Genomic DNA, 20,697 nt, shown 5'->3' on the forward strand with positions numbered 1-20,697 from the left:
TACTTTTTATTTTTTTTGCCACAGATTAAAAAGATTTAAAAGGATTTTTTCTTTTCTCTTTTCTCTCGCAGATTTAGCAGATCATGCAGATTTAAATCTTTTTAATCCTTTTAATCTGTGGCTATATTTAAAATTTCAAAAATTATTCTGTTGTAATTACAATTGTGGACTGTTTCAATCCATTCGCTTTAGCGGTCAATTCCAATCTTCCAGATTGATCTCCAGATTGTACAATAACCAAACATTTTCCAGCCATAGCGGTATGTTTATTTCCTTTATACGATTCATGACTAACAGGATCTCCGCTGCAAACACCTACAATTTTTCCGTTTCCTTTTAAAGAGAAATTAATTTCGTTGTTCGCATTTGGAGCTAAAGTTCCTTTATCATCTAAAATATCAACTGTGATAAATGACAAATCGTTTTTGTCTGCTTTGATGGTACTTCTGTCTGCAGTCAGTTTTAATTGAGTAGGATTTCCAGCTGTTTTAATTTCTTTTTCTAAAACTACTTTTCCTTCTTTATGGGAAACTGCTTTCAGAGTTCCGGCTTCAAAAGGAATTCTCCACATTACGTGCAAATCGTCTCCTTTTTTACTTCTCTTTCCAACCGATTTTCCGTTTACGAAAAGTTCAACCTCATCCGCTTTATTGTAGTATGCCCAAACATCAACAGTTTGTCCAGCTTTCCAGTTCCAATGCGGAAAAATATGAAGAACCGTTTTATCTGTCCATTCGCTTTGGTACATATAATAAACGTCTTTTGGGAAACCAGCTAAATCTACAATTCCGAAATACGAACTTACAGATGGCCATTCGTATGGAGTTGGTTCTCCGATATAATCGAAACCTGTCCAAACGTACATTCCAGAAAGGAAATCGTGTTTTTTAATTACTTTCCAAGTTGCTTCGTGCGTAGAACCCCAAGGTGTCTGCACCTGATCGTAAGCCGAAACGGTATTTCCTGGATTTCCTTCTGTAAATTTAAGATCCCATCTTACTGGCCATTTTTTGATAGTATCTGAAACGGCATCGTAATATCCTCGTGTTTGTAAACCTGAAGTGGTTTCGGTTGCAATAAAAGGTGTATTTGGAAAGTTCTTTAGATGATGTTCGTACGTTTGATGCGCATAATTGTATCCAATTAAATCTAAAACTCCTGATCCCGCAAGCGGATTAATCGATACATCTTTTTTCTCAAACTGTAAAGTCACGGCATCAATATTCATGTTTACCGGCGGATTCATCGCTGCGGTTAACGGACGCGTTTTATCATACTCGCGTGTAATCGCAGCCAATTCTTTAGCAATTTCAACACCTTTTTCATTCCATTGTTCTGGAATTTCGTTTCCGATGCTCCAAACAAAAATACTTGGGTGATTTCTGTCGCGAAGCAATTGATCAATTAGATCTTTTTTATGCCATTTGTCCCAATCATTTCCATAATCGTATTTGGTTTTGGTTTGCTTCCACATATCAAAAGCTTCATCCATAACAATGAAACCCATTTTATCGCAAAGATCCAAAAGTTCTGGAGCGGGCGGATTATGAGAAGTTCTGATTCCGTTTACCCCCATTTCTTTCATGATTTCCAATTGGCGTTCGATGGCGCGAGTATTAATCGCAGAACCCAACGGACCTAAATCATGATGCAGACAAACACCTTTTATTTTTACTTGTTTTCCATTCAAAATAAAACCTTTATTCAAATCGAATTTAAAATCTCTGATTCCGAAATTGGTTTTGTATTGATCGATGATTTTATCGTCAAGCGAAATTTCAGTAACCGCAGTGTACAATTCTGGATTTTCAACTGACCATAAAATCGGATTTTCAACTTCTGCCGATTGATTCAGGGTTTGATTTTCGTTGGCATTGATGGTTATATCTTGTGTAACCGATGTTACTTTTTTGTCTTCTTTAAAAATGGTGGTCGTTACTGTGGCTTTTTTACCTTCTTTGTATTGATTTTTAATTGTTGTTTCAAAACTTATAGAAGCTTTTTCAGCTGTAACTTTTGGAGTTGTAATATAGGTTCCCCATTGTCCCACATGAAGTTTATCTGTAGTTTCGATCCAGACATTTCTAAAAATTCCTGATCCTGAATACCAGCGTGAATTGGGTTGTTTTGAATTGTCAACCTTAACAATTATTTCGTTGTTTTTGTCTCCGTAATTTAAATATGGTGACATATCATATTGAAAACCTATATATCCGTTTGGGCGTTTTCCTAAATAATGTCCATTTACCCAAACTTCACTGTTTCTATATACTCCGTCAAAAGTTATAGAAGTTATTTTTGTGCTGTCTTCTGCAGCGACTTTGAATGTTTTTTTGTACCAGCCTAAACCTCCGTTTAGAGATCCTCCGCCATAACCTGCAGGACTTTTTTCATCAAATTTACCTTCGATGCTCCAATCATGCGGAACATCTAAAGTTCTCCATTTGGTTGAAGTCCCAATAGTATCTTTATCAACAATACTATCGTTTAGATGGAAACTCCAATCTGCATTAAAAGAAACTTTTCGGTTACTAAATTTTTGATCTGTTGACGATTTGCATGCTGACAATAAAAGCAAGCTTGCAAATAGTAATCCTAGTTTTTTATATGAAGTTAGCTGCAACATAGTACGAAAATTTTAATAACCCGGAAGCAGTATCAATCTGCTTCCGAGTTATTTATAAAGTGAAATATATGAATTTTTAAGGAATTATATAATGGAACACAAACCACTCATCTTTTCCTGAATCATAAGATGTTCCAAACCAAATACCTTTTTGTAGGTAGTCATTATTATAAGCCTTTACAACTTTAATAACATTTGTTGTTGGATTCATCCAACTGTCTGGATTTTGAATCAATGTATTTGTTCCTAAATTAATCTCATTTTTCGCTTCATCAATTGTAAATAATCCAGAAGTTACTACACCATTCTGGCTTCTAGTATAATTTAGTTTTCCACCAAATTGATCAAAACGAATCCAAGAATTACCTGCTATAGCAGCCCAATCATCATTCCATCCCCAGTTATACGAGCTTGAAGCACCTGTAGTCCATCCTTTTCCTTTTCCTAACCAGTCTACTGGATTTCCATTTCCGTCTAAACTCCATACTCTACCTGATCCTACTCCACCAGTAATCATTTTTAATAATTCGCCAGAAGCAAAAGTTGGATTAAAACCTTCATCATAACTTGGTCCAGTAACAGGTGGTACGTAGTTGTCTGCATATTCTTTAGAAACGAAATTCCAGATATACCACCATGCCCCTTCGCTATTAGTTCTCATAATAGCAATTCTTAATTGGTTTTCAGTAAGTTTTAAGATTTTGATATTGTTAGTCCAGTTACTTGCGTTTGCAATGTAGTTGTCTGGTCTCAGAATTGTTGCTCCTGTTGTTGTTAAAGTATGTGTATTTATATCTAAGAAATAAGTGCCACTTTCTTTAAGAGTTCCGTCGGCTTCATGGATTTTCATAAATGGACCACCTTCCAGACTGAAAGTCATTGTTCTGCCCCAATGCATATCTGCATCTGTACTTGAATTAGCATTCCCTTCTGGTTCCCAGTTTGGCGTAAAATTACCCCACTCTACTGTAGTGCTAGGATCTGCATAAGACATTGCTCCAAGAGCCATTCCGTATTTACCATTATCAGCAATCCAAACTTTTTGTTTTCCCACACCTCCAGACAAAGCTGTCCAAAGTGCATCATTAACATAATTTAAATTATCCTGATTTACGGTTACCGTTACAGGATCAAGTTCTACAATTCCGCCGCCGGTAACTGCCGAAATTTTTATCGTATAATTTCCTTTAAAAGCGTACTTTACAGTTTCTATCGCTTTGTCTGATTTTCCTGTTTCATAATCCCAGTTTAATATAACACCAGGTGTCGTATTTTTCAGAATTACAGTATTTCCTCCTGGATCTGCTGCTAAATCCTGAGTAATTTCAAAATGTATATCCGATTTATCCATCGCGCCGTCTAGTGAATAGCTATCAGGCGAACAAGATGATACCAGCATGGCCAGCATCAAAAGTGTTGTAATTAATACTTTTATATTTTTCATTTTTTTGCTTTTTTAATTAAAACTACCAGCCTGCATTTTGTTTTAAAACTCCATTAGATAATGTTATCTGTGTATTTGGAATTTGCTGTAATCCTTTTGTATTTTGGATGTTTACTGAAGAAATTGTTTTTGTAGTCTGTACTCCTCCGTTAAGTAAAGTTGTAGTTTCTGCGATAGTTGAAGATGCTTTGCCAATTCCTTGACGAAGTAAATCCCAATATCTAACTCCTTCTAGAGCGAATTCTAAATGTCTTTCGTTCATGATATTATCATAATTAACAGGAATAGAAGTGAATGCAGTTTTGTAAGCTCTTCTTCTTACGTCATCAAAATAAGATTGTGCATTACCACTTCCTAATTCTGCTGCCATTAAAAGTACATCAGAATATCTCAAAACCACATAATCTTGAAATTGGCTGATGTCCCAATACTGGCTTCCCATTGTTAATGGAAGGTCTTTTCCATCTTTATCAACCATCGGTGTATACTTTTTGTTGTAGTAACCCGTATATTCACGCTGATTATTTATTTTATCAAATGGAATTTTTTCTTCATTTATTCCTATCACAGTTGAAACACGTCTTGTATCATTTGCTGTGTATGCATTCCATAATTTAGAATTTACAGTCACACCCCAACCACGTCCGTATGGATAAGAAGAGAATTCTCTCATTCCGAACATTACTAACCAGTGGTTACCATCAGTATTTCCGTTATAATCACTTGTGTAAGTATATTTTATAGAAAATACAAATTCTTTATTGCTTTCACCTGCATATTTGTCAACTGAAGCTGCAGGCCAAAGTGTAGAAAAGTCATCAACCAAACCATGTCCGCTTCCTGCTATAACATCTTCCAAATGTGCTAGTGCTTGTGCTTTAGTTACTACTCCAACCAAATCGGTTTTACCATAATATCCTGTGTAGTATAGGTAAACACGTCCAAGCAAAGATTTTGCTGCCCATTTTGTAATACGGCCGCTAACAGTTGCACTGTAAGCTGCTGATGGTAAATGATCTGATGCAAAAACTAAATCTTCTGCAATTACTTTATATACATCATCTGGATTTGCCTGTGGAATATTTTCTGTTGAAGGTTTAGTCAATAATGGAATATTTCCCCATAGACGAACCATTTCAAAATATAAATAGGCTCTAATAAATCTTGTTTCAGATTCGTAAGTATTTCTTAAAGTAGTATCCCCTTTCCAGTCAATTTGATCCATTTTTGACAAAAGGACATTACAACGATAAAGTGCTTTATAGTAAGCTATCCAGTTATTGTTTAACATATCAATATCCGATGGCGAACGTTGAATGTTGAACTCATCAATCGCAGCATAATTGTAACCATCTGAGTTTCCTGTTCCTCCAAAACAATCATCAGACATTACTTCGCTAATTACTGGAACTCCTAAACCAGCAGCTCCTGTAGCCACCTGCATTCCGTCATAACAACCTACTAATGCTGTATAAGCATCATCTGTGGTTTTATAAAAATTCCCATCTGTCTGTTGTGTAAGTGGTTCTGTTTCTAAACTGCAAGATGCAAGAGAAAGTAAACCCAAACAGAAAATATATAAATAAGTCTTTTTCATTTTTTTATGTATTAAAGTTTAACATTTAGACCTAACATATATGTTCTTGGTCTTGGATAGTAACCTACATCAACCCCTGATGAAAACTTTTGATCATCATTAGAAGAACCAAATCCTATTTCAGGATCCATTCCATCATACTTCGTAAAAGTATAAAGGTTCAATACTGAGAAATAAACTCTAAACTGGCTTGCAAAAAATGATTTTGACTGTTTCATTTTTGCTAAATCAAATCCAAGTGTAACCGTGTTGATTCTTAAGAAATCCCCATTCTGAACGTATAGATCTGAAAATTGTGTAAAGTTTCGGTTATCTTCAGTTACTCTAGGCATTGTGTTTGAAGATCCTTCTCCATGCCAGCGGCTTAATATTGCTGAAGTATAATTACCATAAGTGTTTGCTTGGTTTCTATACGATTGTACAATTTGATTTCCTGCTACTCCATTTCCATTAAGCGAAAAATCGAAGGCTTTATAACTAGCCGAAATAGAGAAACCGTAAGTGAAATCAGGATTTGGATTTCCGATGCTTGTTTTATCAGAAGCATCAATTTTATCATCTCCATTTGTATTCACATAAATCAAATCTCCAGGAGCTGCATTTGGTTGTAAAACCACTCCGTTTGCCGATTTGTAATTGTTAATTTGTTCCTGATTCTGAAATACTCCTCCAGTTTTGTATCCCCAGAAATATCCTAACGGATGTCCGTTTTCTGCTCTATAAAATTCACCCGAGTTATCATAAAGTTCACCGCTCAGACCATGAATAATTCCGTCTGCATTTGGAATTTGTCCAACAGTGTTTTTATTGTAAGCACCGTTTGCACTCACACTGTAGTTAAAATCTCCAATTTTATTTTGATAGCTCAAACTTAACTCTACTCCTTTATTAACTACATCTCCTCCGTTAATAAATGGTGCGTTCGCACCAGCCGTTGCTAAGATTGGCGCTAAAATTAACCAGTCTTTGTTTGTCTTTTTATAAACATCAAAGTTTACACTCAATGCATTGTCTAAAAATCTGGCATCAAAACCAAGGTCAATCTGTTCTGAAGTTTCCCATTTAAGGCTTGGATTTGCAATATTCTCAGGGTATGCTCCAGGTGTTAAGGCACCTTCTTTATCACCAAAAGTGTAATTAGTATAATTTGATTTTATTAAAGATAAATATTGAAATGATCTAATACTTTGGTTTCCTACCTGACCCCAGCTTGCTCTTAATTTTAAGAAATTAAATACTTTTGAATCCTTCAAAAAATCTTCGTTTGAAGCTACCCAACCTCCAGAAACTGATGGAAAATATCCCCATTGATTTCCTGGCGCAAATTTAGAAGAACCATCAGCCCTAAGAGTCGCATTTAATAAATACTTCTCTTTGTAATTATAGTTTAATCTTCCAAAATAAGACATTAGGATATTCTCAAACTTACTTCCTTTCATTGACATTCTTGCTCCGTCTTTATTTGTTGTATTGTCAATCCAGGCGTGCTCTAAATCGTTAAAAACAGAATCAGCATTTGCCGCCTCTACAGAAGTTGTATTATAATTGATATAAGATGTACCAGCCAAAGCTTCAAAATGATGATTATCTGATACATTAAACTTATAGGTTAATAAATTGTCCCAGTTTATACTTGTACTTTTATTCATGTTCTGATTTACCCTATCAAAAGCACTATTAGCATAAATTGACAATCTGTAAATTGGAGAATAAGAGTGTCCTTCATTTACATTATAATCCAAACCTAAAGTTGTTTTAAAAGTTAGGTTTTTAATTGGCTGAATCTGTAGGTAAACATTTCCTAATAATTTTTGGCTATCGCTTTCGTTTTGATTATTATAAACCATTAAAGCATAAGGATTTGCCATTCCTGTCAACCATGGTTCTGTACTGTTAGAAGTATCAAAATAGTTGCCGTTTGCATCGTACATTGGCAGCAAAGGTGTTGCTTGAAAAGCTCCTCTAAGAGAGTTATTATATTGATTACCAACACCAATTCCATTTTTATTAATGTACGCAAAACTCAAATTCTCTCCAAATGTCACAACATCTTTGTATAATTTATGCTCTGAATTGAATCTGAAATTATAACGTTCGTAGTTTGACAAATCTTTACCTCCAACTACACCTTCTTGCCCCAAATAAGATAATGAAGCCGAATAAACCGAAGTGTCAGAACCTCCAGACGCTCCAAAAGAGAAATTCTTAGTTGCAGCATTATCTGTAAGCATTTTATCCATCCAATTTGTTCCAGAACCCATTCCAGCAATTTGAGCATTAGTAAAATATGGGGTATTACCAGAGTTAACTCTTGCTTCATTTAATATTGTTGCATATTCTTTAGCGTCAAGCAAATCTACTTTTCTCGCTACTGACTGAACGCCATAATACTGATCAAATGTTATTTGTCCTGTTGTGCCACGTTTCCCTTTTTTTGTTGTTACTAATACAACTCCATTCGAAGCTTGCGAACCATAGATCGCCGCCGAAGCAGCATCTTTTAAAACAGAAATAGATTCGATATCAGAGTTATTCAAGTAAGAAATATCTCCAGTAAGAACTCCATCTACAACATAAAGCGGATTACTTCCTGCTGTTGAACCCACTCCTCTAATTACCACATTCAGACTTTCTCCTGGTTGTCCAGAAGTAGAAGTAATTTGAAGACCCGCTGCCTGACCTTGAAGTGCCTGAAGCGCATTTGTAGTATTTGTTTTTGTCAGGCTCTCACCACTTACCTGAGTTACAGCATTAGTGACTAATGTTTTCTTCTGTGATCCATATCCAATTACTACAACCTCTTTAAGTTCTGCAGTTTCTGGCTGTAAAACAGCGTCGACTACTTTTTGAGTACCGACTGTAATATTCTTTGTTTTAAATCCCACGAAGGTAATTACTAAAACATCGCCTGTTTTGGCTTCAATTTTATATTTTCCGTCAAAATCGGTAACAGCACTCGATTTTGTTCCCTGTACAAGTACAGTTGCTCCTGGAACTCCAAATCCGTCTTCGGAAGAGGTAATTGTCCCACTTACAGTTTTAGATTCTTGAGCAAATCCAAACTGCATCATAAATACGCTAAGCAGCACCGCCATAAAATATGGAAGCTTTGTTGTTTTAATACAATTTTTGCTTTTCATAATAAGAATTGATTAAGTTTAAGTTATAGTTAGTTTTTCTTACCCTAGGAGAAATCTGGAAAACTTCCCAAGCAGGTCACGCCAAAAATGAGGGCCTGAATCTCATTTCCAACATTTAGTACTTGCTGACTATAAACAGGCGTTTTAAAAACAAGCATTTCTAAAACATCAAAATCAATTCTTTTGGTAGAATTTGATGATGGTAATCTCATCAAAAAGCTATTTAAATCAATTTTTAGAAAAAACATTTGTGGTAAGTTTAAGTTAAGTGTATGTTTGTCCTATTTTTGCTTATGGTCAATTTGAATTTATCTTATGGTAAATTTGACTACAAGTGTAAAACAAATTTTCTATATTAACAAAATATTAGGGTTATTTTTTTTCGATTCTGATTAATCCTAATCCATTTTTATTAATGTTGTAAAATCTAAAGTAGAATTGAAATAAAAAATATAGAAAAAACAACGATTTATAAAATTGACAATCAGTCGTTTAAGAAATCTTCTGAATTCAAGCGCTTTTCACACTTATTTTTAAAAGCCTGATTATCAATTTTTTGTTTCGTTAAAAAAAAATATAAGGCTTTCAAAAAGGCTAATAATCATTTTATTTATTTAATTTGTCAAAATTTATCTCATATATGGTTGAAAATGTAGACGACAAAACTGCTCAAAAAAATGAAAACAGTGCGATGAATGCCATCACGATTGACTGTGTCATTTTTGGTTTCGACAAAGGCAGTCTTGAAGTGCTTTTGGTGCAGCATGCCGAAGGTATTAGTAAAGGAAAATGGGGACTTCCGGGTGGATGGATTTATAAAAAGGAAAGCACAGACAATGCGGCTCACCGCTTATTGAATGAGCTTACCGGTCTTGATAACATTTATTTGGAACAGCTGAAAGCATTTGGAGATCCAGATCGTTTTCCGCTGCGACGCGTTATTACGATTGGGTATTATGCTCTTGTAAAAAGAGAAGATTATAATATTAAAGCAGGTTTTACAGCTTCGGATGCGCAATGGTATAAAATTGATAACATTCCGAATTTGATTTATGACCATAACGAGATCTTAGATTACAGTATAAAACACCTCAGAAGTAAAGTGCGCCAAACGCCAATCGGATTTAATCTGCTTCCCGAAAAATTTACCTTATTGCAATTAATGCAACTTTATGAAGAAATTTTAGGAATTGAAATGGACAAACCCAACTTTAGAAGAAAAATTCTTCACATGAAACTGTTGGTTGCTTTAGACGAAAAACAACAAGATGTTTCGCACAGAGCGGCTCAGTTGTATAAGTTTGATCCTGAAATCTATGAGAAATTAACTGAAAAAGGATTCAATTTTGAGTTCTAATTTTCAATACACAATATTAACACGACAACAACAAATTGACTGAAATAACTAATAACCACCACAAACCAGCCGTAGACGGAATCACGATTGACTGTGTTTTCTTCGGATTTAACAAAGAGAGTCTCGAAGTGCTATTGGTACAGCACGCCGAGGGTGAAAGTAAAGGCAAATGGGGACTTCTTGGCGGATGGCTTCAAATAGACGAAAGCGCAGATAATGCTGCTCAACGAATTTTACAGGAACTTACGGGTCTTGAAAATATCTATTTGGAACAGTTAAAAGCATTTACAAATCCGCAACGTGTACTAGAAAGACGCGTGGTTACTATTGGCTATTATACTTTGGTCAACAGAGAAGATTATAATATTAAAGCCAGTTTAAGGGTTTTTGAAGCAAAGTGGTTCAAAATAAATGAAATTCCTGAGCTGATTTTTGATCATAACGAAATTCTTGATTTCAGTTTATTGCAGTTGCGAAACCGAGTGCGTCAGGCTCCAATTGGTTTTAACCTTCTTCCAGAAAAATTCACTCTATTGCAACTAATGCATTTGTATGAAGAAATTTTAGGAATCGAATTGGATAAATCTAATTTTAGACGAAAAATTTTGCACATGAAATTATTAGTAGCTCTCGACGAAAAACAACAGGACGTATCACACAGAGCAGCAAAACTCTACAAATTTGATCCTGATATTTATAAAAAACTGACTGAAAAAGGGTTTAATTTTGAGTTCTAAAACACAAAGAGACATCAATAATTGATGTCTCTTTTTTATTTGAATTCAATTTGGCTATAAACAAGTCAACACACAAGTATAACCATCAAGCATAGGATAAGAAGTTCCCTGACAACCCGTTGCCACCAAACCATATCCCGAGGCACAAATACTTGTAGGAACTGTAAATCGGCCAACGGGTGTTACGCCGCCAGTTATATTTTTCATTTCTTCGTTAGAAAGCCTGCCAAATTTAGCGGCAAGCTGCATAGTTTGTTTTTTCATAATTTGTTGGGGTTAAATTAGTAAATAGTAAAATTCATTCTATCATTTTCGAAGATGTATCTAGTGCACAGATAAATTTTAAGAAAACAATACAAAAACCAAAGCTGATCAATCTTATAGTTACAATGACTACAAGTATACTCATATTTAATTAAACCGACAATTATTCGCACAAATTTTACAAATTACTCGGCTAAAATTCATTTTTAACATTTTTTCAATAAACAATAATTGAAATAAATCTATAAAAGCAAACATTCTTCAAGTTTTTGATTGAATGCGAAACAGTAATTTAAATAGAATAGATACGTTTAGACACTGAAAAACAGCTTTTTGACTTCAAATTTCAAAATCGTGCAACTAAATTCCAGAATCCAAAACTTTGCGCTATCTTTGCCACTTGATAAGATACGTTAAAACGATTGCTACAGCGCATTTTACAGCAAAAAAATACTTAAAACTCGATAGAGAACTGATATACTAAAATGAAGAAGATTCGTAACTTTTGCATTATTGCACACATTGACCACGGTAAAAGTACATTGGCGGACAGATTACTAGGCGCAACACAAACCGTTACAGCTCGTGAAGAAAAAGCACAATTGCTTGACAACATGGATCTGGAGCGTGAGCGTGGAATCACCATTAAGAGTCATGCTATTCAGATGGAATACACCTACAAAGGTGAAGAATACATTCTGAATTTGATTGATACTCCAGGCCACGTAGATTTTTCATACGAAGTTTCAAGATCTATCGCTGCTTGCGAAGGAGCGTTATTAATTGTTGACGCGGCTCAGAGTATTCAGGCACAAACAATTTCAAATTTATATTTAGCACTTGAGAACGACTTAGAAATCATTCCGGTTTTGAATAAAGTCGATTTACCAAGTGCAAACCCTGAAGAAGTTAGCGATGATATTATCGATTTATTAGGATGTAAATTAGAAGATATTATTCATGCTTCAGGAAAAACTGGTTTTGGTGTTGAGAACATTCTTGCTGCCATTATCGAAAAAATTCCTGCTCCAAAAGGAAATCCAGAAGAACCATTACAAGCGTTAATTTTCGACTCGGTTTACAATCCGTTCCGCGGAATTGAGGTAATCTTTAGAGTTGTAAATGGTGAAATCAAAAAAGGCCAGAAAATTAAATTTATGGCTACCGACAACGAATATTTTGCGGACGAAATTGGAACTTTAAAACTAAATCAGGTTCCTAAAAATGTAGTTTCAGCAGGAGATGTTGGTTATTTGATTTCTGGAATCAAAGAAGCGCGCGAAGTAAAAGTTGGTGATACGATTACAGATGCAAAAGTTCCTACAACAAATATGGTTGCTGGTTTTGAGGATGTAAAACCAATGGTATTCGCGGGTATTTATCCTGTAGACACAGAAGATTATGAAGATTTGCGCTCTTCAATGGAAAAATTACAATTGAATGATGCTTCGTTAGTTTTTACTCCTGAAAGTTCTGCGGCATTAGGATTTGGTTTCCGTTGCGGATTCTTAGGAATGCTTCACATGGAAATTATCCAAGAGCGTTTAGAGCGTGAGTTCGATATGACTGTAATTACTACGGTTCCTAACGTTTCGTATTTGGCTTACACCAAAAAAGAGCCAGAAAAAGCTATTGTTGTAAACAACCCTTCAGATTTACCAGAGCCTTCAAAACTTGACAGAGTTGAAGAGCCTTTTATTAAAGCTACGATTATTACAAAATCTGACTTTGTTGGAAACGTAATGAGTTTATGTATCGAAAAACGTGGTTTAATTACAAACCAAACGTATTTAACTACAGAAAGAGTTGAATTGAATTTCGACATGCCTTTGGCAGAAATTGTATTCGATTTCTACGATCGTTTAAAAACAGTTTCTAAAGGTTACGCTTCTTTTGATTACTCTCCAATCGGAATGAGAACTTCAAAATTGGTTAAACTTGACGTTCTTTTAAACGCACAAACAGTTGATGCGCTTTCTGCATTGATCCATGAAGATAACGCTTACAATATTGGTAAGAAAATGACTGAGAAATTGCGTGAATTAATTCCAAGACAGCAATTTGACATTCCGATTCAAGCAGCAATTGGAGCTAAGATTATTGCTCGTGAAACCATTAAAGCACTTCGTAAAGACGTTACTGCAAAATGTTATGGTGGAGATATTTCGCGTAAGCGTAAACTTCTTGAAAAACAGAAAAAAGGTAAAAAACGTATGCGTCAAGTAGGAAACGTTGAGATTCCTCAAGAAGCATTTATGGCTGTTTTGAAATTGAATGACTAAGTCTTTTCTTTTAAATAGAAGAAAGAAACAAGAATATAGATTAAACCCGATAACTTTCGTTATCGGGTTTTTTGTTCGAATATAATCCGTTTCTGATCTTTTAAAAAATGTAGGTTAAAACCTATTTTTTATAAAAATATTAACTTAATCGATTGTTTTTTAACGCTTTTACAAAAACTTAAAGTTAATTTTAAGATAAAATTGTATTTTTAATCTTACAACTTTAAAACTGTAAGATTATGAAAACCAAATTTTCAATTATTTTAGCTTTATTTAGTTTTTACTTTGCAAATGCGCAACAAGAAGATCAGGTTAATTCTGAAATGAATTCTGCAAAAGGAATCACCTTTGCACATGGCGATATGTTTATAGAAGGTGCAATACAAATTAGTACGGGAGGCGATCAAGACTATTATGCTTTTAATCCCAAATTTGGATATTTTCTTAATGATAAATTTGCCGTTGGAGGACAAGTGAGCTATTCTAGCAATAAAGTTGAAGCAACCGATGAAAAAACTAATATTTTTGGAATCGGTGGTTTCGCAAGATACTATGTATTGGAACTCGATAAAAAACGATTCAAAGCTTATGGAGAAGTAGGTTTAGGATACGGCAGAAATAAATACGAAAGTCCAATTACTGGTACAGATGATAGCAATAGTCTAACAGCCAATATCAATGTTGGTTTAAATTACTTCGTGACTAAAAACATTGCGGTTACTTTTACTCTTGCTAATTTATTATCATACAACAGTGTTTCTCCAGAAAATGGTCCATCTTCAGATACTTTCCAATTAAACATCAATTTATTTGAAAACATCTTCGATCAACCAAAATTCGGATTATTGTTTAGATTTTAATCCACTTATAATAATATACTTTAAGACCCTCAATAATTTAGTTTATTGAGGGTTTTTCTTAAGACATAAGTGTTCCGCATATTCCTAATCCAATAATTAAATATAACGCTCCAATAATAAAGCAAATCTTTGCTCCATTCGGACTGTTTTTCCTGATTGCAAAACCAATGATTGCCATCAAAATTGGTGGCCCAACCATAATCGCTATAAAAAATGCGACTAAACCACCTAAATTACCAACTTCTAATCTTATCATATGCTTTATACATTAGTTCTTAATTCTTCTAGCCTTTTTACTTTATCATCTCTGTAAAACAAATTCATTGTTTCGAACGGGATTATTTTATTGTCTTTATTGACAATATGAACACACGATTTTTTTATTGCTCTCACGTCAAAATTGTAGGCATCAATAAACTGCATTATGATAATTCGAAACAAATTGTCATAACCAAGTTCTGGCGCATCAATATTAGGAAGACAACATAATATCGATTTCAAATTTTCCTGCGCTACTTCTACAGAATTTCCTGTACTAAACAAATCTATCATTTTACCACGAAGTACTTCATCTTGCTCGTAAATAATAGTGTTTTTACTATTGTCTAATAAATCGTTCGGATTAATATATCGTGTTAGCGGAAAAACTTCGTCTCCCAGTTTCAAAGCATAACCCATTACCAAAGCATCTGGATTACAAGGAACAGGAAGTAAATCATCTGAATTAAAAACTGTAGTCTGCTCCAGAATTTTTCTTCTTACTTCTGTTAAAGTCATACGATCGGTTTCTAAATTGAAATTCTCCAATCGGCCCGCAATTTGAGTTGGCTGAAATGTAACGCCTCGAACACATTTTTGCTTTAGTGCAAACTCAATAATTTTACCAATTTCATGATCATTTAATCCTTTTTGAAGCGTGACAACTAAAGTTGTAGACAAATTAACTTCATTTAGATTTTCTAAAGCCTGTTTCCGTATTTCACTTAAATCAGCTCCACGCAACTCTTGCAATACACTATCTTCAAAAGAATCAAACTGAAGATAGATTTCAAAATCTGGAGAATAGCTTTTTAGTCGTTGAACAAATTCTTTGTCTTTTGCAATTTTAATTCCATTTGTATTTAGCATTAAATGCTTTATCGGAATTGATTTTGCATAATCTAAAATTTCAAAAAATTCAGGATGTATGGTTGGTTCTCCTCCACTAATCTGCACTACGTCTGGTTCTTTTTCATTTTTAACAACTGTATCGAGCATAGCTTTTACTTCTTTCAGAGTTCTGTGTCTTCCGTAATTCGGAGACGAGCCTGCATAACATGTTGGACAAGTCAGATTACATCGATCAGTAATCTCAACAACTGTTAGGCAGGAATGCTGCTCATGATCTGGACATAAACCACAGTCATACGGACAACCATAATGCGTTTTTGTATTAAAAGTATATGGCATCTCAGAGGGTTTATTGTAGTTTCGAATATTCTTGTAATACTGAATATCGTCAGCAATTAAAACCTTAGAATTTCCATGTTCTGGACATCTTTTAAGCATGTAGACATTCTCGTCTTCAAAAACAATTTTAGCATCAATTCTCTTTAAGCATTCTGGACAAAGGCTTAATGTAAAATCATAATAAGTATATTTTCTAACTGGCATTTTTTACAAATAAATTTAAAATTGTTTTGTTATAATAGAGCAGACAAATTAAACATAAGATCTGAATTGAACTTATGCCAAAAATCAGGAAATGATTTGGTTTTAAAAATTCTACAAAAAAGCGAAACGCAAAATAGGCAATCATAAAATACTGAAATAGCAAGCCGTTTTTTAGATTTTTTGTTTTCAATTTCTTCAAAAGAAAAAACAGAACAATTAGAAAAATTAATTCGTATAAAGCAATTGGATGCCTCATAATATTGTCGCCAAGATTCATCCCCGTAAAAAAAGTCGTTTCTTTTCCGTACGTAAACTCATTGGTTCCAGATAAAAAACAGCCAACTCTGCCTATAAAAATTCCTAGAATAATCGGAAAAGTAAATAAATCGCCCGATGATTCTTTTTCGCCAATAATCTTCTTAGCAATTTCAACTCCTAATAATCCGCCAAACAATCCTCCCATAATTGTTTTGGCATTAAAGAATTCCAAAATTGATCTTGCATCTAGATGAAAAACAGGATTTTCTAAAAATCCCATAATTCTAGAACCCAAAAAAGCACCAATTGCTGCACCCAAAATAATCGATAACCTGTTTGTGGAAACAATAGTATCATTCGTTCTTTTTCTCAAAAAAACATAATATCGGTATCCTAAAAAAAAAGCCAAATATTCTAGAACTAAATGGATATTAATTTCATAACCAAAAATAACCGGTTCAAAAGGAAGCTTCATTCGATATTTTAAAATTTAATACTATAATTCTGTAAAGATGCAAAAAAAATGTTTAAATTCATTCGACCTATAAAGTAAAAGCTGTTTCAATTTGGAACAGGTTTTTTGATTCTCTTTAGTTTTTACATTTGTATCTTTGAATCTTTGCATCAGCAAAAAACTTAGAATCTCAGCAATTCAGAACCTTAGAATCTTTAAAAAAATGCTAGACGAAACCCCAAAACGATTTGACCGAATTGTTGCCATTCTTATTCAATTGCAATCTAAAAAGATTGTAAAAGCGCAAGAATTGGCCGATCGTTTTGAGTGCAGTTTGAGAACGATTTATAGAGATATCAGAACTTTGGAAGCGTCTGGAGTTCCTATTTATAGTGAAGCTGGTGTTGGTTATGCGCTGATGGATGGATATCGCCTTCCACCTGTAATGTTCACTCGCGAAGAAGTCAGCAGTTTTATTGCTGCCGAAAAATTAATGCAAAAGTTTACCGATCCTTCTTTGGGAACACATTATGCGTCGGCGATGTACAAACTGAAATCAGTTTTAAGAAGTAACGACAAAGATTACCTTTCGAACATTGAATCAAGAATTGTAATGCAGGATGCAGAACCGATGTTTAATGATAATTCACCAAATACTTTGGCTGTTCTTTTTGAAGGAATTGCAGAAAAAAAACAAATTCTTCTGACTTATAAAACTTTTGAGAGAGACGAAACCACAGAACGTAATCTTGAACCTGTAGGGGTTTTTCATGATAATAACAATTGGTATTTTCTTGGATACTGCCATCTTCGAAAAGATTACAGACAATTTAGAACTGATAGAATTCAAGGAATTAAAAAAACAGATGTAGATTTTACAATCGAACACGATGCACTGGAAACCTATTTAACTAAAACTGAAACTTGTCCAACAACAAAAGTTCGCATTTTAATTGACCGCAAAATAGCGCGATATTTAGCAACCGAAAGAAAATATCATGGCTTTATTTCTCAAAAAGATGTAGGAGAAAAAATCGAAATGACTTTTATGTCCAGAGATATCAATAATGCTTTTCCGAGATGGTTTTTGATGTTTGGAGATTATGCAGAAATTCTCGAGCCTGAAATATTAAAAACCAATGTCTTGGAATTATTGGAAATTAACAGAAAGAGACTTTTATAAAAAAACTCCTGAGAGTAGTATCTCAGGAGTTTTTTCATTTATTTCTGTTTTATAACATTATAGAAATTATAATCGGTGTTTGAAGCATCTGTAATTCCGATATTTCGTCCCATTGTTACAATCTGGCCTCGATGATAAGTGCCGTGATTGATTACTTGAATTAAATATTCAGAAATTGGCAATTCGCATTCAAACCACGGATTTGTAATTTTTACTTCTTTTATCAAATCTTCTTCTGACAATGAATTGATAAGATGTTTCAATCTTGTAGACGAATTTAATAATCCAGCAAATATTTCTTCTTTTGACAATTCGCTTTCGGGCTTCTTTTCTGCCAAATCATTTTCAGAAATTACCGAAAACCAATATTCTTCTGTAGACCAGATATGATCTAGCGTTTTCATGATAGTAGAAAAACTCGATTGAAGTTCTGCATAAAGCAATTCATCTGCTTTTGGCGAAAGCCAGTTTACAAATTGCTGGTTTACCCATAAATTATAATCTGCAAAATTGGACATTATCTTCTTTAAACTCATAGTCTTAATTTTAGATTTCTGATATTAAGTTAGTAAAAAATTATCAATTATCTCTCCCAGAAAAATGGCGGTTCGATATTTAATGCTCTTAAATAAACATAAGCTTGTCCACGATGATGCACTTCATTATCAATAAAATATAAGATATTCTGAATTACAGGAAATTCATATTGTCCAAAAAGATTAAAGGTTTCGCTAAAATCCTCAACTGATAATTGTTCCCAATATTTATTGATTTCTGCAGTAGCTTCATCCCATTTTTCAAGATATTGCGCTTTGAAAATTAGTTTTTCAGTTCCTTCTGCAAATGGTGCAGTTTCTTTCGTTACAATTCCTTTTAAACCTGGAACTGCAATAGCCAAAAGCTCATCTACCAATTTTGAGAAAGGTCTCATTCCGCCAATTGAAAATTCAAAGAAATCTTTCTCTGGAAAAATCTCAATTAAACGACGTGTAAGTGCTCTATGCCCTTGCCAGTGTTTCAATAAATCTTCTGAAGTAATAACTTGTGCTTCTAATGTTTTCATGGTTTTAAAGTTTAAATATTTTTAATACTTCAAAAGTAAAATGGGCCGGTGACAACAGTTTGTCAGCAGCAAAAAATAAATTTTAAAATATTTTTTTCTGCCGTAGAAACGCAATACCATATAGATACTGTGTTAATTTGTTTTTTTGAATTACCTCCAGCTTTAGCTGGGGGAAGAAGGATTATGAAAAAAGGCTTTAGCCAAAACGTTAATGTTCGGCTAAAGCCTTTTTATGTTTGCATTAAGCTGGTCTCCAGCTAAAGCAGGAGGCAATTGATTTTTTAGACAGCAATGTAAATCTGATACAAAAAAAACTTAGAACCTTAGTATCTCAGAATCTTAGCATCTTTAAAAAAAACCTTTGTACCTTTGCACCTTAATAACTTTGGAACTTAACAGAAATGATTGAAGATAAAAATCAGCAGAGAACTAGCATAGCTCAATTAGGTGAATTCGGTTTAATTGACCATTTAACCAAAAACTTTGACGTTACTCAGGAATCTACTTTAAAAAGTATTGGTGACGATGCAGCTGTTCTTGATTTTAAAGACAAAAAAGTAGTAGTTTCTACCGATTTACTGATTGAAGGAGTTCATTTTGATTTGGCTTACATGCCTTTAAAACATTTAGGATACAAAGCAGTTGTAGTGAATGTTTCTGATATTTGTGCGATGAATGCAAAACCAACTCAAATTACGGTTTCGGTTGCAGTTTCTAATCGTTTTCCACTTGAAGCTTTAGAAGAATTGTTTGCAGGAATTGCGCACGCAGCAAAAGAATATAAAGTTGATGTTATTGGCGGAGACACAACCTCATCGCAAAAAGGATTAATTATCAGTATAACAGCAATTGGAGAAGCTGATGAAAATGAATTGGTTTACAGAAACGGAGCCAAACAAACTGATTTGCTAGTCGTAACCGGAGATTTAGGTGCCGCTTATATGGGACTGCAGGTTTTGGAACGCGAAAAACAAGTTTTCCAGGTTAACCCAAACAATCAGCCAGATTTAGATCCTTATACTTATTTGGTAGAACGCCAATTGAAACCTGAAGCACGAAAAGATGTTCGTACCTTACTTCATGCTTTAGATATAAAACCAACTTCAATGATTGACATTTCAGACGGATTATCTTCTGAGATTATCCATATCTGTAAACAATCAAAAGTGGGTTGTAATTTATATGAAGACAAATTGCCATTAGATCCGCAGTTTATTTCTACTTGCGAAGAATTTAATATCGACAGTACAACAGTTGCCATAAACGGTGGTGAAGATTATGAGCTTTTATTTACAATTGACATTAATGATTTTGACAAAATAAAAGGAAATCCGAATTTCTCTGTTATCGGTCACATGGCAGAAGAAAATGAAGGAATACATCTTGTAACACGTGCCAACACAAAAATTGCTTTAAAAGCCCGCGGATGGGATGCTTTGACTGAATAATTCTAACGAAACTCTAAGCAAAAGCCATGATACAGAACATTATTTTACCATTTGTGAGTTTCCTTATTGGTCTTGTTTACTCAAAATGGTTATATAAAGTAAATAATGGTTTTTTTAGAAAAAATGTTAATTTATTTTCCAATTCAAAAGATTTACAAGCTTGGTTTGCTGCTCTAGTATTAGTTGTTGCAGGAGTTTTATTTCTCTTAAAAGGTATTTTAAGTTATACATGTTGATGCTAAAAGAATAAAAAAAATCCAAATTCCAATACTAATGTTGGAATTTGGATTTTTTTATTTCGTTTTTGTGGAATTTCAACATTGGAATTTTA

Annotated in this window: 18 protein-coding genes; 7 read left to right on the plus strand and 11 right to left on the minus strand. The window is 33.9% G+C overall.

Going from position 1 to position 20,697, the window contains the following annotated elements:
• Nucleotides 1-142: 142 nt before the first annotated feature.
• The 5 genes from AC5ZCW_RS03705 to AC5ZCW_RS03725 form a co-directional block, all read right to left on the minus strand.
• Nucleotides 143-2,626 carry a glycoside hydrolase family 2 TIM barrel-domain containing protein gene (locus AC5ZCW_RS03705; protein WP_496118015.1) on the minus strand — a complete coding sequence of 828 codons (2,484 nt, stop codon included), beginning with the start codon at nt 2,624-2,626 and terminating at the stop codon, nt 143-145.
• Between the two features lie 76 nt (nt 2,627-2,702).
• Nucleotides 2,703-4,070 carry a hypothetical protein gene (locus tag AC5ZCW_RS03710; RefSeq protein WP_496118017.1) on the minus strand — a complete coding sequence of 456 codons (1,368 nt, stop codon included), beginning with the start codon at nt 4,068-4,070 and terminating at the stop codon, nt 2,703-2,705.
• A 22-nt stretch (nt 4,071-4,092) separates the two neighbouring features.
• On the minus strand, nt 4,093-5,667 hold the full coding sequence (locus AC5ZCW_RS03715) for a RagB/SusD family nutrient uptake outer membrane protein (RefSeq protein ID WP_496118019.1): 1,575 nt from the start codon (nt 5,665-5,667) through the stop codon (nt 4,093-4,095).
• Nucleotides 5,668-5,678: 11 nt separating this feature from the next.
• Nucleotides 5,679-8,807, minus strand: a complete 3,129-nt coding sequence (locus AC5ZCW_RS03720) for a SusC/RagA family TonB-linked outer membrane protein (protein ID WP_496118021.1) — start codon at nt 8,805-8,807, stop codon at nt 5,679-5,681.
• Between the two features lie 44 nt (nt 8,808-8,851).
• Nucleotides 8,852-9,019, minus strand: coding sequence for a hypothetical protein (locus AC5ZCW_RS03725; RefSeq protein ID WP_281634194.1), 168 nt, complete (start codon nt 9,017-9,019; stop codon nt 8,852-8,854).
• A 428-nt stretch (nt 9,020-9,447) separates the two neighbouring features.
• Between AC5ZCW_RS03725 and AC5ZCW_RS03730 the strand changes: the two genes are divergently transcribed.
• A complete protein-coding gene (locus tag AC5ZCW_RS03730; RefSeq protein ID WP_177211709.1) occupies nt 9,448-10,164 on the plus strand; it encodes an NUDIX hydrolase in 717 nt (238 codons plus the stop codon).
• A 35-nt stretch (nt 10,165-10,199) separates the two neighbouring features.
• Nucleotides 10,200-10,901 carry an NUDIX hydrolase gene (locus AC5ZCW_RS03735; protein WP_343540983.1) on the plus strand — a complete coding sequence of 234 codons (702 nt, stop codon included), beginning with the start codon at nt 10,200-10,202 and terminating at the stop codon, nt 10,899-10,901.
• A 54-nt stretch (nt 10,902-10,955) separates the two neighbouring features.
• On the opposite strand, the gene AC5ZCW_RS03740 is transcribed toward AC5ZCW_RS03735, so the two are convergent.
• Nucleotides 10,956-11,150 (minus strand): hypothetical protein, encoded by a 195-nt coding sequence (locus AC5ZCW_RS03740; RefSeq protein WP_343540982.1) that lies wholly within the window; start codon nt 11,148-11,150, stop codon nt 10,956-10,958.
• Between the two features lie 500 nt (nt 11,151-11,650).
• Between AC5ZCW_RS03740 and lepA the strand changes: the two genes are divergently transcribed.
• Together lepA and AC5ZCW_RS03750 are read left to right on the plus strand one after the other, a co-directional pair.
• Nucleotides 11,651-13,447, plus strand: a complete 1,797-nt coding sequence (lepA, locus tag AC5ZCW_RS03745; RefSeq protein ID WP_343540980.1) for a translation elongation factor 4 — start codon at nt 11,651-11,653, stop codon at nt 13,445-13,447.
• 239 nt (nt 13,448-13,686) lie between these two features.
• The gene (locus tag AC5ZCW_RS03750; protein WP_281634198.1) at nt 13,687-14,307 is read left to right on the plus strand and encodes an outer membrane beta-barrel protein; all 621 of its coding nucleotides are present in this window, start codon (nt 13,687-13,689) and stop codon (nt 14,305-14,307) included.
• A 58-nt stretch (nt 14,308-14,365) separates the two neighbouring features.
• Here AC5ZCW_RS03750 and AC5ZCW_RS03755 read toward each other — a convergent pair whose 3' ends face one another.
• The 3 genes from AC5ZCW_RS03755 to AC5ZCW_RS03765 are packed head-to-tail and all read right to left on the minus strand — an operon-like array spanning nt 14,366 to nt 16,693.
• Nucleotides 14,366-14,563, minus strand: coding sequence for a hypothetical protein (locus tag AC5ZCW_RS03755; protein ID WP_281634199.1), 198 nt, complete (start codon nt 14,561-14,563; stop codon nt 14,366-14,368).
• Nucleotides 14,564-14,568: 5 nt separating this feature from the next.
• Complete coding sequence (locus tag AC5ZCW_RS03760; protein ID WP_496118025.1) at nt 14,569-15,960, minus strand: radical SAM protein; 1,392 nt, start codon at nt 15,958-15,960, stop codon at nt 14,569-14,571.
• Nucleotides 15,950-16,693 (minus strand): prolipoprotein diacylglyceryl transferase, encoded by a 744-nt coding sequence (locus AC5ZCW_RS03765; RefSeq protein ID WP_496118027.1) that lies wholly within the window; start codon nt 16,691-16,693, stop codon nt 15,950-15,952. The genes AC5ZCW_RS03760 and AC5ZCW_RS03765 overlap by 11 nt, the downstream gene beginning before the upstream one ends.
• Nucleotides 16,694-16,895: 202 nt before the next feature.
• On the opposite strand from AC5ZCW_RS03765, the gene AC5ZCW_RS03770 reads away from it, so the two are divergent.
• On the plus strand, nt 16,896-17,855 hold the full coding sequence (locus AC5ZCW_RS03770) for a helix-turn-helix transcriptional regulator (protein WP_496118029.1): 960 nt from the start codon (nt 16,896-16,898) through the stop codon (nt 17,853-17,855).
• A 38-nt stretch (nt 17,856-17,893) separates the two neighbouring features.
• Here AC5ZCW_RS03770 and AC5ZCW_RS03775 read toward each other — a convergent pair whose 3' ends face one another.
• Both AC5ZCW_RS03775 and AC5ZCW_RS03780 read right to left on the minus strand, forming a co-directional pair.
• Entirely contained in the window at nt 17,894-18,391 is a 498-nt protein-coding gene (locus AC5ZCW_RS03775) for a DinB family protein (RefSeq protein WP_496118031.1), read from the minus strand.
• Between the two features lie 47 nt (nt 18,392-18,438).
• A complete protein-coding gene (locus tag AC5ZCW_RS03780; protein WP_177211700.1) occupies nt 18,439-18,918 on the minus strand; it encodes a DinB family protein in 480 nt (159 codons plus the stop codon).
• A 401-nt stretch (nt 18,919-19,319) separates the two neighbouring features.
• Here AC5ZCW_RS03780 and thiL point away from each other — a divergent pair, with 401 nt between their 5' ends.
• Nucleotides 19,320-20,366: a thiamine-phosphate kinase gene (gene thiL, locus AC5ZCW_RS03785; protein WP_496118033.1), complete on the plus strand. Its 1,047-nt coding sequence runs from the start codon at nt 19,320-19,322 to the stop codon at nt 20,364-20,366.
• A 26-nt stretch (nt 20,367-20,392) separates the two neighbouring features.
• Entirely contained in the window at nt 20,393-20,602 is a 210-nt protein-coding gene (locus AC5ZCW_RS03790; RefSeq protein WP_496118035.1) for a hypothetical protein, read from the plus strand.
• Nucleotides 20,603-20,697: the final 95 nt, after the last annotated feature.

It is taken from the genome of Flavobacterium sp. PLA-DH12 (assembly GCF_059511845.1).